General features: G+C 71.4%; 9 protein-coding genes. 6 read left to right on the top strand and 3 right to left on the bottom strand.

Annotated features, from left to right (window positions below; all coding sequences use genetic code 11):
- Nucleotides 1–4: 4 nt before the first annotated feature.
- The 6 genes from HNR40_RS40520 to HNR40_RS40495 are packed head-to-tail and all read left to right on the top strand — an operon-like array spanning nt 5 to nt 4,874.
- Nucleotides 5–847, top strand: a complete 843-nt coding sequence (locus HNR40_RS40520; RefSeq protein WP_184971177.1) for a 3-hydroxyacyl-CoA dehydrogenase family protein — start codon at nt 5–7, stop codon at nt 845–847.
- 15 nt (nt 848–862) lie between these two features.
- Entirely contained in the window at nt 863–1,111 is a 249-nt protein-coding gene (locus HNR40_RS40515) for an acyl carrier protein (protein ID WP_184971176.1), read from the top strand.
- Entirely contained in the window at nt 1,108–2,232 is a 1,125-nt protein-coding gene (locus tag HNR40_RS57590) for an acyl-CoA dehydrogenase family protein (RefSeq protein WP_184971175.1), read from the top strand. Before HNR40_RS40515 ends, HNR40_RS57590 begins: the two co-directional genes overlap by 4 nt.
- The gene (locus HNR40_RS40505; protein ID WP_184971173.1) at nt 2,229–3,296 is read left to right on the top strand and encodes an HAD-IIIC family phosphatase; all 1,068 of its coding nucleotides are present in this window, start codon (nt 2,229–2,231) and stop codon (nt 3,294–3,296) included. The genes HNR40_RS57590 and HNR40_RS40505 overlap by 4 nt, the downstream gene beginning before the upstream one ends.
- Before the next feature lie 10 nt (nt 3,297–3,306).
- Nucleotides 3,307–4,101, top strand: coding sequence for a thioesterase II family protein (locus tag HNR40_RS40500; RefSeq protein WP_246510079.1), 795 nt, complete (start codon nt 3,307–3,309; stop codon nt 4,099–4,101).
- 2 nt (nt 4,102–4,103) lie between these two features.
- On the top strand, nt 4,104–4,874 hold the full coding sequence (locus tag HNR40_RS40495; RefSeq protein ID WP_184971171.1) for a 4'-phosphopantetheinyl transferase family protein: 771 nt from the start codon (nt 4,104–4,106) through the stop codon (nt 4,872–4,874).
- Here the strand turns inward: HNR40_RS40495 and HNR40_RS40490 are convergent.
- Genes HNR40_RS40490 through HNR40_RS40480 form a run of 3 tightly spaced genes read right to left on the bottom strand, consistent with a single transcriptional unit; the run spans nt 4,837 to nt 14,544 of the window.
- Nucleotides 4,837–5,994 carry an acyl-CoA dehydrogenase family protein gene (locus tag HNR40_RS40490; protein WP_184971169.1) on the bottom strand — a complete coding sequence of 386 codons (1,158 nt, stop codon included), beginning with the start codon at nt 5,992–5,994 and terminating at the stop codon, nt 4,837–4,839. The two genes, HNR40_RS40495 and HNR40_RS40490, sit on opposite strands and share 38 nt — an antisense overlap.
- Nucleotides 5,981–9,841: a type I polyketide synthase gene (locus HNR40_RS40485; protein ID WP_184971167.1), complete on the bottom strand. Its 3,861-nt coding sequence runs from the start codon at nt 9,839–9,841 to the stop codon at nt 5,981–5,983. The genes HNR40_RS40490 and HNR40_RS40485 overlap by 14 nt, the downstream gene beginning before the upstream one ends.
- Complete coding sequence (locus HNR40_RS40480; protein WP_184971165.1) at nt 9,838–14,544, bottom strand: type I polyketide synthase; 4,707 nt, start codon at nt 14,542–14,544, stop codon at nt 9,838–9,840. Before HNR40_RS40480 ends, HNR40_RS40485 begins: the two co-directional genes overlap by 4 nt.
- Nucleotides 14,545–14,546 lie beyond the last annotated feature (2 nt).

The following is a 14,546-nucleotide window of genomic DNA, read 5'->3' as shown; positions in this document are numbered from 1 at the left end:
TGTCATGGCTTTGATCGGCGTAATCGGCGCAGGCGTGATGGGCGTCGGCGTCGCCCAGAACCTCGCGCAGACCGGGCACGACGTGGTCCTGGTCGACAAGGACGAGCAGATCCTCAAGGAGGCGCTCGAAACCATCGCGCGCAACGCGCGGATGAGCCGGCTCATGGGCGGACCGGCGCTGGACGCCGACGAGATCCTGTCCAGGATCACCACGTCGGTCGGCGTCGGCGGCGCGGCCGAGGCCGAGGTCGTCATCGAGAACGTCACCGAGAACTGGGAGGTCAAGCGGGCCGTCCACGAGGAGCTCGACAAGGTCTGCGGGCCCGACACGGTCTTCGTGGTCAACACCTCGGCGATCCCGATCACCAAGATGGCCTCGATCACCCAGCGTCCCGACAAGGTCGTCGGGGTGCACTTCATGAACCCGGTCCCGGCCAAGCCCGCGTGCGAGCTGATCCCCGGGTTCCACACCTCGACCGAGACCGTGGAGCGTACGCGCGACCTGCTCAAGGCCATGGGCAAGAAGGCCATCGACGTCAAGGACGCCTGCGGGTTCGTCTCCAACCGGGTGCTCATGCTCACCGTCAACGAGGCGGCGTACCTGGTCCACGAGGGCGTGGCCACCGCCGAGTCCGTCGACGAGGTCTTCCGCAGCTGCTTCGGCCACCCGATGGGCCCGCTGGAGACCGCCGACCTGATCGGCGTCGACACCATCCTCTACTCCGTCGAGGTGCTCTACGAGCACTACGCGGACAGCAAGTACCGGCCGTGCCCCCTGCTCAAGCAGATGACGGACGCCGGGCTGCACGGCCGCAAGTCCGGCCGCGGTTTCTACACCTACAACTGAGAAGGGTTCACCACCATGTCCAACACCGCTCAGGGCCAGATCCTCGACTTCGTCCGTGGCCGCTTCCCGCAGGCCGAGCTCGACGCCGCGCAGGACATCTTCGCCCTCGGCTTCGTCAACTCGCTGTTCGCGATGGAGCTGGTGATGTTCGTCGAGAAGACCTTCGGCGTCACCATCCCCAACGACGAGCTGCGCATCGACAACTTCCGCACGGCCGACTCGATGGCCGAGCTGGTCGACAGGCTGGCGAGAGTGGCGGCGTGACCACGAGCAGGGTCACCGACCGGCGCTCGGCCCGCGAGTTCGTCGACGCGCACATCGTCCCCCACGCCGACGCCTGGGACCTCGACGGCCGCGTGCCCGAGGACCTGATCCGCAAGGCGAGCGAAGCGGGCCTGTGGGCCCCCTTCCTCCCCGAGCAGTACGGCGGCGCCGGCATGGACATGGTGACGCTGGGCGAGGTGCACGAGGAGGTGGGCCGGGGCTGCTCCTCGGTCCGCAGCCTGCTCACCGTGCACACGATGTTGTCGTGGACCGTGCAGCGCTGGGCCACCCCGGCCCAGCGCGAGCAGTGGGGCCCGGCCCTGGCGAGCGGAGCGGCGCTGGGCGCCTTCTGCCTGTCGGAGCCGGGCGCCGGCAGCGACACCTCCGGCATCACCACCACGGCCACCCAGACCGACCGCGGCTGGGTGATCAACGGCACCAAGAAGTGGACGACCGGCGGCCAGCGGGCGGACGTGTTCCTCGTCTTCGCCCGCACCGCCTCCAGCATCGGCGCCTTCCTGGTGCCGAGGGACACCCCGGGCGTCCGGGTGCGCCCGATCGAGGAGATCCTGGGCACCCGGGCGTCCATGCTGGCCGAGATCACCTTCGCGGACGTGGAGGTCGAGCGCGAGGCGTTGCTCGGCCCGAGCGGCTTCACCGCGGGCATGGTGCTCACCGGCACCCTCGACCTGGGCCGCTACAGCGTGGCGGCCGGGTCGGTCGGCATCGTCCAGGGCTGCCTGGAGGCGAGCGCGGCGTACGCCGCCAAGCGCGAGGTCGGCGGCAAGCCGCTGCGCGACCTCCCGCTCATCCAGGCGAAGCTCTCCGACATGGTCACCGACGCGCGGGCGGCCCGCCTGCTGCTGGCGGAGGCCGGCCGGCTGAAGGACGAGGGCGACTCGGCCACGCTGATGGCCACCTGGATCGCCAAGTACTTCGCCTCCACCGCGGCGGCGAGGCACGCCTCCGAGGCGGTCCAGATCCACGGCGCCAACGGGTTCACCCCCGACTACCCGGTGGCGCGCTTCTACAGGGACGCCAAGGTGATGGAGATCATCGAAGGCAGCAACGAGATCCAGCGCATGACCATCGCTGGTCAGGCAGATCGGGAGAAGCCATGACCGTAGAGACCGTCGCCCTCCTCCCCGAGAAACCCGTACAGGGGCGGATCAAGTGCATCGTCTGGGACCTCGACCACACGCTGTGGGACGGGGTCCTGCTGGAGGACGAGGAGGTGCACGTCCGCGAGAGCGTGGTGGAGGCGATACTCGAACTCGATCGCAAGGGCGTGCTCCACTCGGTCGCCAGCAAGAACGACCGGGACACCGCGCTGGAGAAGCTGCGCGTGCTCGGCCTGGACAAGATGTTCCTGTTCCCGCAGATCGGCTGGAACGCCAAGTCGGACTCCATCCGCCGCATCGCCAAAGCGCTCAACCTGGGCCTGGACGCCTTCGCCTTCGTCGACGACCAGCCGTTCGAGCTGGCCGAGGTGGCCCACGAGGTGCCCCAGGTGACCTGCGTGGACATCCTGGAGCTGCACGACGCGCTGGAGCGGCCGGAGTTCCAGCCGCGCTTCGTCACCGACGAGTCGGCGCTGCGCCGCGAGATGTACCAGGGCCAGATCGCCCGCGACGAACTGGAGAGCGAGTTCGTCGGCACCAACGAGGAGTTCCTCGCCAGCCTGGAGATGTCGTTCACGATCGCGCCCGCGCTCCGCGACGACCTGCAGCGGGCCGAGGAGCTCACGGTCCGCACCAACCAGCTCAACTCCACCGGCCGCACCTACTCCTACGAGGAGCTCGACACGCTGCGCGAGTCGCCCGACCACCTGGTCCTGGTCGCCTCGCTCACCGACAAGTTCGGCAGCTACGGCAAGATCGGGCTGGCCCTGGTGGAGAAGCAGGAGGAGGTCTGGCGGCTCAACATGATGCTGATGTCGTGCCGGGTGATGTCCCGCGGCGTCGGCATGGTCCTGCTGAACCACATCATGCGCCTGGCCGCCGAGGCCGGGGCCGCGGTCCGCGCCGACTTCGTGGAGACCGGCCGCAACCGCATGATGCAGGTCACCTACGCGTTCGCCGGGTTCCGGGAGGTGAGCAGGGACGGTGCGCACGTGGTGCTGGAGGCCGACCTGAGCGTGGTCCAGCCGCCGCCGTCGTACGTGCAGCTTGAGATCGTGGAATGAGGCGCCCCCCATGACCGTCAACGACATGATGAGCACGGACGCGCTCAACCGTTGGCTGCCCTTCCGCACGCAGACCGGCGCCGAACCCGGCGCGCTCCCGCTGTACTGCCTGCCCCACGCGGGCGGCGCGGCCTCGGCCTTCCGCCTCTGGCAGCGCAAGCTGCCGGGGGTGGCGGTCCAGCCGGTGCAGCCGCCCGGCCGGGAGGCCAGGCACAAGGAGCCGGCCTACGAGCGGATGGGGGCCCTGGTCTCCGACCTGTCGGATGTCGTCCTGGCCGACGTGGAGCTGAACGCCGCCGGGCGGCGCTATGCGCTCTACGGGCACAGTCTCGGCGCGCTCGTGGCGTTCGAGCTGGTCAGGGAGATCCGGCGGCGCGGCGGGCCGGAGCCGGTGCACCTGTTCGTCTCCGGCTGCGACGCGCCGCAGGTTACCTACGAGGACGGCCAGCCGGTGCGCACGATGACCAGGCCGCAGCTGGTGTCGTTTCTCCGCGGGCTCGGCGGCACGCCGGAGTGGCTCCTCAGCGACGAGGGCGCCATGGCGATGATCCTGCCGGCCATCCAGGCCGACTTCACGATCAAGGAGACCTACACGTACGCGCAGGAGCCTCCTCTGGACCTGCCGATCACCGCGCTGCCGAGCACCAGGGACCCGCGCATCGCCGAGTCGAAGGTGATCGGCTGGCGGGACCAGACCGCGGCGGCGTTCGTGCTGCGGCCCTTCGACGGCGGCCACTTCGCCGTCTTCGAGCAGGCCATGCTCACGCACCGCATCCTCGCGGAGGCGCTGCGGCCGTGGGTGTGAAGGTGTGGAAGGTGCACCTCGACCGGCCGGGCATGCCCGGCTGGTCGGCCCTTTCCGAGGCCGAGTGCGAGCGGGCGCTGCGTTTCGCCGACCCGCTGGAACGCCGCCGCTGGGTGGTGGCGCGCTCGACGCTCAAGCAGATCCTGGGCGAGCTGTGCGGCATCCCCGCCGCCCGGCTCGCCTTCAGCACGGAGGGCGGCGGCCGCCCCCGCATCGCCTTCCACACGGAAGGACCCCACACGGAAGGACCTCAAACGGAAGGACACGGCGGCGGGCTTGGTCTCGCCCTCGCCGCGGACGGGTCCGACCGTCCGCTGGATGGGTGCGGCTGTCTGTCGGACGGGTGCGACCGTCCTAGCGCTGGCCGGGGTTTGGACTTCAATCTGTCGCATTCGGGGGAGTGGGCGCTGATCGCGGTCGCTCCCGAGGGCCGAAGGGTGGGGGTCGACGTCGAGCGCATCAGCCCCGACGCCGACATCCTGGAGCTGGCCGCGCGCATGTACCAACCGGAGGAAGTCGAGCGCGTCCGCGCGGCGGGCGCGCCCGAGTTCTTCCGGCTGTGGACCGCCAAGGAGGCCTACATCAAGGCCACCGGCGTCGGCCTGGCCGGGCTGCGCGACACCCGGGTCACCCCGGCACGCGAAGGGAGCGCGGCCCTGGTGGGCTCGCGCTCCCTTGACGGTGAGTGGCCGGTGCGCTGGCTGGACGTGGCGCCCGGCTACGCCGCGGCCGTCGTCACGACCGCTTCGACACCGGAACCACGTACCGGCTGAAGACCAGCTCGCGCAGGACGTCGTCGCCGCCCTCCACGATCGAGACGTAACGCATGTCGCGCAGCAGCTTGCCGATGACCGACTCGTGCGTGTAGCCGAGCCCGCCGAACATCTCCGACGCCGCCGAGGCGATCTGCCAGCCGGTCTGGCCGCAGAACATCTTCGTCGTCAGCGCCTGCTTGAGCGTGCCGACGCGCAGGAACTCCTCGCCGGCGTCCGGCCTGGCCGCCACCTCGTCGTACGCCCGCGCCGCCGCCAGGCACTGGTTGGCCATGACCTCGATCTGCATCTCGAACTGGCCGAGCCTGGAGGCGAAGACCGCGTTGTTGGCCAGCGGGGCGCCCTTGACCTGCTTGGCCTTGCCGTACTCCATGCAGACGTCGCGGATGCGGCGGGCGATGCCCAGCGCCGTGGTGGCGATGAGGATGCGGCTGGCGTTCAGGCCGATCTCCAGCAGGCGCAGGCCGTTGCCGCGCAGCACGTTGGCCGCGGGCACCCGTACGCCTGACAGGGAGACCTGGTAGGTGGCCGACGAGCGCAGGCCGATGACGTCCCAGCGCTTGTCGACCTTGACGCCGGGGGTGTCGCGCGGGACCAGGACGGCGAGGTAGCCCGCCGGGTCGTCCTGGGCCCGCGCGACCACCACGAGGAAGTTCGCGAAGCCGGTGTTGGTGGAGAACGCCTTCTCGCCGTCGAGCACGATCTGGTCGCCTTCGCGGCGGGCCGTGGTGGTGATCCTGGCCAGTTCGCTGCCGGCGGCGTGCTCGCTGCCCAGGGTCGCCGCGTAGCCGCCGTTGACCAGCGGCTTCAGGTGACGTTCCTTCAGTTCGGCGCTGCCGTACCAGGAGACCATGCTTGTCGTCAGGACCGGGATGAAGAGCGTGAAGGCCACCCCCGCGTCGGCGTAGGCCAGCTCGGCGGTGATCCGCACGCTCTCTTCCAGGCCGAGGCCCAGCCCGCCGCTCTCCTCGGGCAGCCACCAGTTCGCCAGGCCGGTCTCCGCGAACCGCTCGTAGAGCGGCAGCGGAGCCTCGGCCAGCGAGTCGAGGTAGGCGTCCTTGCCCAGGAGTTCGCGGCGGGCGAAGGCCTGTACCGTTCGCAGGTACTCAGGCTGCTTCATCCTCGTCCCTCGCGTCGAGAAGAGCGGCGAGCTGGCGGACCGTCGGGCACTCCAGCAGTCCCGTGACCGGGATCGAGGCGCTCACGGCCCGGCGGATGCGGGTCGTCAGCTCGATCGCCAGCAGCGAGTGGCCGCCGAGCTCGAAGAAGTTGTCCAGCGCGCCGATCGGCTCGATGCCGAGGACGCGTGACCAGATGTCGGCCAGCGTGGTCTCGGTGCCGGGGGCGGGCTCGACGTAGGCGTTGTTCAGCTCGGGCCGGGGGTGGCGCTCCTGCTCGTCGAAGTCGCCGTCGGTGTCGTGGATGTCGCCGGTGACCCACTGCGCGATCCGGGTCTCCAGCCAGCCCGTCGAAATGACGAAATGTCCGGCGCGGTCGGCGGCCGACAGCGTGCGCTCGAAGACGTCCACGCCCTCGGCGGGCGCCATCGCGTAGCCGACCACGGCCTCGCTGTGGCCCTCGACCCGGTCGGGGTCGATCGCCCAGGTGTCCCAGTCGACGGTGACCCAACGGCCCTCGCCCGCGGTCCTGGCCTGCCTGACGTAGGCGTCCAGCGCGGCGTTGGCCGCCGCGTACGGCGCCAGCGTCATCCCGCCCAGCACCGAGGCGATCGACGACAGCGTGATCCGGCGCTCGGGGCAGCGATCGCCCAGGACCTTCTGCAGCACGTGGAACCCGGTGACCTTGGCGGCCAGGTGGGCATCGCACTGCTGACGGTCCATGAGGTGGGCGAAGTTGAAGTACGCCCCGTCCTGCACCCCGGCGCCGTGGACCACGACGTCGATGGTGCCGAACCGGCTGACCGCGGCCTTGACGACGGCCGCCATCTGCTCCTCGTTCGCCACGTCCGCCGACAGCGGGAGCACGGTGGCGCCCCGCGCCTCCAGGTCGCGGATGTTGCGGATGTGCCGCGAGGTACGGTCCCCGTCGTGCCCGGCCAGGTAGTCGTCCCATTCCTCGCGCGGCGGCAGCGGGGAGCGGGCGGTCAGCACGAGGCGGCAGCCGTACGTGCTGGCCAGGTGGCGGGAGAGCACCAGGCCCACGTCGCCGAGACCGCCGGTGATGAGCACGGTGTCGCCGTCGCGGATCGGCCGGGCCTCGCCCTCGGGCTCGGCGATGGGGTGCTGGTCGTAGGCGCGGACGAAGGTCTCGCCGGCGCGTACCGCCATCGGTCCTTCGTAGGGGGCGACGGAGGCGGCCAGGATCTGGGCGGCCAGCAGGTGCAGGGCGTCCTCGGCGACCTCGTCGGCGTCGATGTGCCGCGCGCGCAGCCGGGGGTTCTCCTGGGCCAGGCTCGGGGCGAGTGCCGCGAGCGTGGAGTGCTCGGGGTGGCGCAGGTCGGCGCCGGCCACGCCCACCGCCTGCGAGGTCAGCAGCACCAGCTCCGCGCGCGGGGCCGAGCCGGTGTTGTCCACCAGTTCCCTGGCCAGCGCGAGCACGGAGTAGAAGCCGCGGTTCTGCTCGGTGGTGAAGTGCTCGACCGGGTCGCCGGAGGCCTCCGGGCTGGCCAGGCTGAAGCCGTGCACGATGGCGCGGGGGCCGGCCACGAGCGAGTAGATCAGCTCGGCCACGTCGTCGGACTTGTCCACCCGGATGGTGAAGTCGCCGGCGTCGTCCTGCTCGAAGCGTTCGCCCGGCCGTACCGCGGTCACCTCGGCGCCGGCCTGGTTCAGCCGCCCGACGAGCGCCTCGCCGCGCGCGTCGGCGGAGAACACCAGCCACGGTCCCGCCAGCCTGAGCCGCTCGTCCAGGTCGGTGGTGGACAGCGGCCGCTGCTTCCACGTGGGCAGGTACGTCCACTGGGAGCGGTCGAAGTTCTTGCCCTCGGCGACCGGCGCCTGCGCGTTGCCGGGCAGCGGCTTGACCCAGAACCTGCGCTTCTGGAACGGGTAGGTCGGCAGCAGCACGCGCCGCCCCTCGCCCTTGTGCAGCGCGGGCCAGTCGACGGTCACACCGCCCTGCCACAGCCTGGCCAGCGCGGCCAGCACCCACTCGGCGGCCGTCAGGTCGCCGTCCGGCTCGACCACGAGCTCCTCGACGCCGTTGGCCTGGTCCTTGCCGTCGCGCAGGGTGCGGATGCCGAGCGCGGTCAGGCTGTAGGCGAACGCGGTGAGCGCCGCCTCACGGCCGCTCGGGTCGTCCTCGCCGGCGGTCTCATCCGGTACGGCCCGCAGCTTGGCGGCCGCCTCCCCGGTGGCCAGCTCGGTGGCGGCGGCACGCAGGTCGGCCCACCAGCTGTCCGGGACCTCGCCCGCGGGCCGGATCAGCTTGACCTTGGCGTGGCGGCGCTGCGTCTTGCCGTCGATCCAGCGCGACGGGTCGGACAGTGCCGCGATCGCGTCGTCGCGGTCGCGGACCACGACCGCCCGGCGCTTGGCGAAGCCGCCGCGCGAGACCTGCAGCGTGTAGGCCACGTCGGCCAGGTCCACGCCGTCCTCGTCCTCCAGGTAGCGGCGCAGCTGGGTGGTCACGTCGGTGAGGGCCTGGTCGTCGCCGCCGGAGTAGACCAGCAGGTGCGGGCCGGGACGGGCCGGCCGCTCCTCGCGCGGCGGCGCCTGCTCCAGGACCACGTGCGCGTTCGTGCCGCCCAGCCCGAACGAGCTGACGCCCGCCCGCCGCGGGTGCGGGCCCTCCGGCCACGGCTGGTGCTCGGTCAGGACGGTGAAGCGGTCCTGCGCCGAGGCCAGCGCCGGGTTGGGCGTCTGGTAGTTGGGTGTGCCGGGCAGCAGCTCGTTCTTGAGGTTCATGGCGGCCCGCATCAGGCCGGTCACGCCCGACGCCCGGTCGAGGTGGCCCAGGCTCGGCTTGACCGAGCCCAGCACGCACGGCGTGTCACGGCCGGTGCGGAAGACCCGGTTCATGGCCGCCAGCTCGATCGAGTCGCCCAGCATGGTGCCGGTCGCGTGGCACTCGACGTAGCCGACCGTCTCGGGCTTGACCCCGGCCACGCCCAGCGCGGACTCGATCACCTCGGCCTGGCCCTCCACGCCCGGCGCGGTGTAGCCGGCCCGCATGCGGCCGTCGTTGTTGGCGGCCGAGCCCAGGATCACCGCGTGGATGACGTCGCCGTCGGCCAGCGCCTCCGACATGCGCTTGAGCGCGACCACGCCGGCGCCGCTGCCCATCACGGTGCCGCCGGCCTCGGCGTCGAAGCTGCGCACGATCCCGTCGGGCGACATGATGCCGCCCTGCTCGTACAGGTAGCCGGAGGGCTGGGGCAGCGGGGTGAAGGCGCCGCCGGCCAGCGCGATGTCGCACTCGTAGGTCAGCAGGCTCTGGCAGGCCAGGTGGACGGAGACCAGCGAGGTCGAGCAGAACGTCTGGACGGAGATCGCCGGGCCGCGCAGGCCCAGCTTGTAGGCGACCAGCGAGGCGAGGGAGTCGCGCTCGTTGCCGACCGCCATGAGCAGCGCGCCGCCCGGCTGGTAGATGAGGTGGTTGATGTTCTTGACGATGTAGTCGGGGAAGCCGCAGCCGCCGAACACGCCCACCTGTCCGGGGACGTCCGTCGGGCAGTAGCCGGCGCTCTCCAGCGCCTCCCACGAGCACTCCAGGAAGAGCCGGTGCTGCGGGTCCATGGACTCCGCCTCACGCGGGTTGATCCCGAAGACCGAGGCGTCGAACATCGCCAGGTTGTCCACCGGTCCGCCGACGCGGACGTAGCGGGGGTCGGCCAGCGTGCCGGGCTCGGCGCCCGACTCCGTCAGCTCCTCCTCGGTGATCTTCCGCAGGCCCTTGACGCCGGCCAGCAGGTTGCTCCACAGCTCATCGACGTTGCTCGCCCCGGGGAACCGCCCGGACATCCCGATCAGCGCGATGGCTGAGTCATAGTCGGTGGTCTCCGTCATACGTTGTTCCTCCCACTCCTGAGCATGTTGCGGCGCTGCGCGATCCTGGAGCGCTGCTGGTCCCTGGCGTCGTCCTGCTCGTCGTCGTCGCCGCTGTCCTGCGCGGTCGCGGCCTCGGCCAGGGAGGCCACCGTGGGCGCCTGGTAGAGGATGTGTGGCGGCAGGTACGACAGCTCCAGGGCCTTCCTGACGTCGGCGATGATCTCCATGCCGAGCAGCGAGTTGCCGCCGAGCTCGAAGAAGTTGTCATGGATGCCGACCTGCTCCAGGCCGAGCGCTTCTTCCCAGACCCCGACGATCTTGGTCTCGGTCTCGCTCTGCGGCTCGACGTAGGCCGTCGACAGGTCCGGCCGCGGGTGCCTGCCGAACGCGTCGCGGATCTTCTTCACCGTCGCCTGGTGGCTCTCGATGGACGAGCGGCGGCTCATCGCCACCAGCGGGGCGAACTCCTGCGTGGAGGCCACCACGTGCCGCTGGCCGCTGGCCAGCACCCGCTGCAGCGTCTTCCAGCCGTCGTCGAACGACAGACCGAACTGGCCGCGGTACCACTCGAAGTACTGCTTGGAGCCCTCGTCGTAGTTCTCCAGGCCGTCGGTCCAGCCGTTCCACTCCCACTCGCACCAGTCGATCGAGGCCAGCGCCACGCCGGGCAGCGCGTCGCTGAAGGCGAAGGAGTCCAGGAACGCGTTGGCCGCGCAGTAGTCCACCTGGCCGGCGCCGCCGCCGGTCGCCGAGGTCGTGGAGGAGAACAGCGCCAGGAAGTCCACCGGCACGTCCTTGAGCACCTCGGCCAGGGCCAGCGTCCCGGCCACCTTCGGGGCCAGCACGCGGTCCATGTCGGCGCCGGTCTTGAACTGCATCAGGCCCACCGCGGGCACACCGGCCGCGTGCAGCACGCCGTTCAGCTCGCCGAACCGGTCCAGGGTCTCGCGTACGGCCCGCCGTACGTCGTCCAGCTTGGAGACGTCGGCGGCGACGGTGAGCACCTCGATGCCCGCCGACTGCAGGCGGCGCAGGCCCTCGATGCGCCGGCGCACCTCGCTCGCGGTGCTGTCGGCGGCCAGGATCTGGTTCCACTGGTCCTGCGGCGGCACCGGGGTGCGGCCGAGCAGGACGAGGCGGGCCTGGTAGTCCTCGGCCAGGCGCTCGGCCATGGCCAGGCCGATGCCGCCGAGACCGCCGGTCACCATGTAGACGCCGCCCTTGCGGACGGTCGCCGCGGGCGGGGCCGCCTCGATGTAGGCGGCGTCGAGCGACTCGTAGTCGGGGATCCAGCGCCGGCCGCCGCGCAGCGCGACGACCTGGTCGGTCGGCTCGGTGAGCAGCTCGGCCACGACCTCGCGGGCGCTGACCTCGTCGATGTCGATGAGGCGGGTCTTCACCCTCGGGTACTCGACCGGGATGAGCCGGGCCGGGCCGAGCAGCGTGCCGCGCTCGGGCGTCATGCGGTCGCCGGGCAGCACGTGGTGGCTGCCGCTGGTGACGATGTCCAGCCACCAGCCGGGCAGGCCCAGGTCGCCGGCGGCGCGGGCGAAGGCCACGACGCTGTGCAGGCCGCGCTGCAGGCAGGTGTCGATCGGCTCGCTGCCGTGCTCGGCGTTCCACATGTGCACGATGCGCTCGGGCAGCCAGTCGCGGCCGTTGAGCTCGCGCAGCGCGGACACGGCGTCCTCGGGGGAGCCCGGCCGGACGGTCAGCACGTCGCCGTCGCTGGTGAAGCGGTCGCCGGGCCGTACCAGAACGATCTCGCGGCCCTCGGCGCGCAACTGCGCGGCGAGCGAGTCGGCGAGGCCGTCGTCGGTGTAGACGAGCCAGCGGGTGGCCTCGTCGGCGCGGGCGGGGCGGTGCGCGGTCTGCTTCCACACCGGCGTGTGGATCCACTCCGTGTCGGGCAGGCGCGGGAAGGCCTTGGCGATGCTCGTCGGGTCACTCTCGTCGAACAGGGCCGCGCCGCTGCCGCCGCCCATCATGGGCGAGTTGAGGTCGATGTCGAGCCAGTAGTCCTGGCGCTCGAACGGGTAGGTCGGCAGCGGCACCCGGCCGGGCCGCCAGCCCTCGTCGTCGTGGAGCACCTCCCAGTCGACCGGCACGCCGGTCAGCCACAGGCGGCCCAGCGCGGCGGCGAGTGCGGCGTTGGCGTCCTGGCGGTCGCCCGCTGCGGGCAGCGTGGTGACGATCAGCGGCCACTGGTTGCGGTCACATGAGGCGTGGCCGCGGGTCAGCGCGCCCAGCGACTGGCCGGGGCCGATCTCGGCGAGGGCCAGCTCGGGAATGCTCAGCACGTGCTCGAGACCGGCGCCGAACTCCACCGTCTCGCACATGTGGCGGGCCCAGTAGCCGGGGTCGGTGACGACCTCGGCGGTGGCGAGCTCGCCGGTGACGTTGCTGACGTAGGGGATCTCCGGCGCGTTGAGCGTGATGTTGTCGCTGATCCAGGTGGTGAGCTCGTCGGCGACGGGCGCCAGCATCCGGGAGTGGAAGGCGTGGGTGGTCTCCAGGCGCCGGTGGCCGATCTTGACCTCCAGCAGCTTCTGCATGGCCGCCTCGACCGCCTCGACCGGTCCGGCCAGCACGACCTGCGAGCCGGTCCTGACCGCCACGTCCAGCTCGTCGGAGAACAGCGGGCCGAGAACCGTCTTCAGCCGCCGCTCGTCCGAGGCGATCGCGAGCATCGCGCCCTCGGGCTGCGAGGTGATCAGCTTGGCCCGGTAGGCGACCAGCTTCAGCGCGTCCTCCAGCGACAGCACGCCCGACAGGCACGCGGCCACGTACTCGCCGAGGCTGTAGCCGACCATGACCTCGGGCCGCACGCCCCAGCGGATGAACTGGCGGGCCAGCGCGTACTCGGCCACGAAGACGGCCGGCTGGACCAGGTGCGCCTCGGTGGCGGAGGCGGGCGCCGGCGCGGCGCGGCCCAGCAGCCTGGCCAGGTCGCCCGCGGTGTCCTCGGTCTCGGCCGAGGGGGTGACGAAGATGTCCGACAGCTGGCCGGGCTCGGTCAGGCCGAGCACCGTCAGGCACTCGTTGACGTCGGCGCGGTAGGCGGGCTCCTCGGCGTACAGCTCGGCGACCATGCCCGGGTACTGCTCGCCGACCCCGGCGATGAGGAACCCGGCCTTGCGGCCGACCGTCGCGTCGTTACGGCCCAGCGAACCGGCCGGGTCGGCCAGCCGGGACGCGGCCGCGCCGGTCGAGTCGGCGATGACGATCTTGCGGTGGTTGAAGACCCGGCGGCCCAGCTGCAGCGTGTAGGCCACGTCGCCGAGGTCCACGTCGTTCTCGCGCAGCCGTTCCGCCAGCCTGGCGCAGGAGTTCTCCGCGGCGGCGGCCGACTTGGCCGAGACCGGCAGGATCTGCCAGCGGCGGGCGCGCTGCTTGCGCGGCGCGGGCACCGGCGCCTCGGTGAGGATGACGTGCGCGTTGGTCCCGCCCATGCCCAGCGAGCTGATGCCGGCGATGCGCTTGCGCTCGTCCTGGCGCGGCCACGGGGTGTTCTCGGCCGTCACGCGGAACGGGCTGTTGTCGAAGTCGATCTCCGGGTTGGGCGAGGTGTAGTGCAGCGTCCCCGGGATGAGCTCGTGGCGCAGCGACTGGATCACCTTGATCAGCCCGGTGACGCCGGAGGCGCGGTCGAGGTGGCCGACGTTCGGCTTGATCGAGCCGAGCACGCAGTATTGCTTCTTCTTCGTCTGGCCGAAGGCCCGGGTGAGCGCGGCGGCCTCCATCGGGTCGCCGACCTCGGTGGCGGTGCCGTGCGCCTCGACGTAGGAGATGTCGTTGGGGTCCACGCCCGCCCTCTTCAGGGCGGAGGACACGCAGCGGCGCTGGCCGTCGATGCTCGGGGCCAGGTAGCTGAACTTGATCGCGCCGTCGTTGTTGATCGCCGAGCCGCGGATCACCGCGAGCACGGTGTCGCGGTCGCGCACGGCGTCGTCCAGCCGCTTCAGCGCGACCACCGCCGCGCCGTCGCCGAACATGCTGCCCCGGCCCTGCGCGTCGAAGGTGCGCACGTGCCCGTCGGGCGACTCCTGGCCGCCCTCCTCCCACAGGTAGCCCATGCGGTCGGGGATGCGCACCGAGACGCCGCCGGCGATGGCCATGTCGCACTCGCCGCGGCGCAGGCTCTCACCGGCCAGGTGGACGGCCACCAGAGAGGTCGAGCAGAACGTCTGCACCGACAGGCTCGGGCCGTTCAGGTCCAGGCGGAAGGAGACGTTGGTGGCCAGGGAGTCCTTGTCGTTGCCGATCATCAGGGCGGAGGTGTCGATGCCCATGTTGAACGCGCCGAGCCGGGTGAGGAGGTAGCCGCTGATGTTCATGCCGGCGAAGACGCCGACGCTGCCTCGGCCGTCGGTGGGGGCGTACCCGGCCGACTCCAGCACTTCCCAGACGCACTCCAGGAAGATGCGCTGCTGCGGGTCGGCCAGCGTCGCCTCGCGCGGGTTGTAGCCGAAGAACGCGGCGTCGAACCCCTTGATCCCCTCCAGGATCGGCCGGATGCGCACGTAGTTCGGCTGCTCGAAGGTCGCGGGGCTGACGCCGGACTCGATCAGTTCCTCGTCGGTGAACGTCGTGAACGACTCGGCGCCCGAGCTGATGTTGCGCCAGAACGTCCCCACGTCGGAGGCCCCTGGGAACCGGCCGGCCATGCCGATGATCGCGACATCGGATTCGCCCGGTGAGTGGTGCTGGTCCATCAACATGC

Source organism: Nonomuraea endophytica (assembly GCF_014203235.1).
GTDB lineage: Bacteria > Actinomycetota > Actinomycetes > Streptosporangiales > Streptosporangiaceae > Nonomuraea > Nonomuraea endophytica.
The sequence above is the reverse complement of the archived record's forward strand: the minus strand, read 5'-3'. Positions and strand labels throughout refer to the sequence as shown.

Coding starts and splice junctions, on each gene's coding strand:
- HNR40_RS40505 (WP_184971173.1), top strand. CDS start 2,229: ATGACCGTAGAGACCGTCGCCCTCCTCCCCGAGAAACCCGTACAGGGG.
- HNR40_RS40485 (WP_184971167.1), bottom strand. CDS start 9,841: ATGACGGAGACCACCGACTATGACTCAGCCATCGCGCTGATCGGGATG.
- HNR40_RS40490 (WP_184971169.1), bottom strand. CDS start 5,994: ATGAAGCAGCCTGAGTACCTGCGAACGGTACAGGCCTTCGCCCGCCGC.
- HNR40_RS40500 (WP_246510079.1), top strand. CDS start 3,307: ATGACCGTCAACGACATGATGAGCACGGACGCGCTCAACCGTTGGCTG.
- HNR40_RS40520 (WP_184971177.1), top strand. CDS start 5: ATGGCTTTGATCGGCGTAATCGGCGCAGGCGTGATGGGCGTCGGCGTC.
- HNR40_RS40480 (WP_184971165.1), bottom strand. CDS start 14,544: ATGTTGATGGACCAGCACCACTCACCGGGCGAATCCGATGTCGCGATC.
- HNR40_RS40515 (WP_184971176.1), top strand. CDS start 863: ATGTCCAACACCGCTCAGGGCCAGATCCTCGACTTCGTCCGTGGCCGC.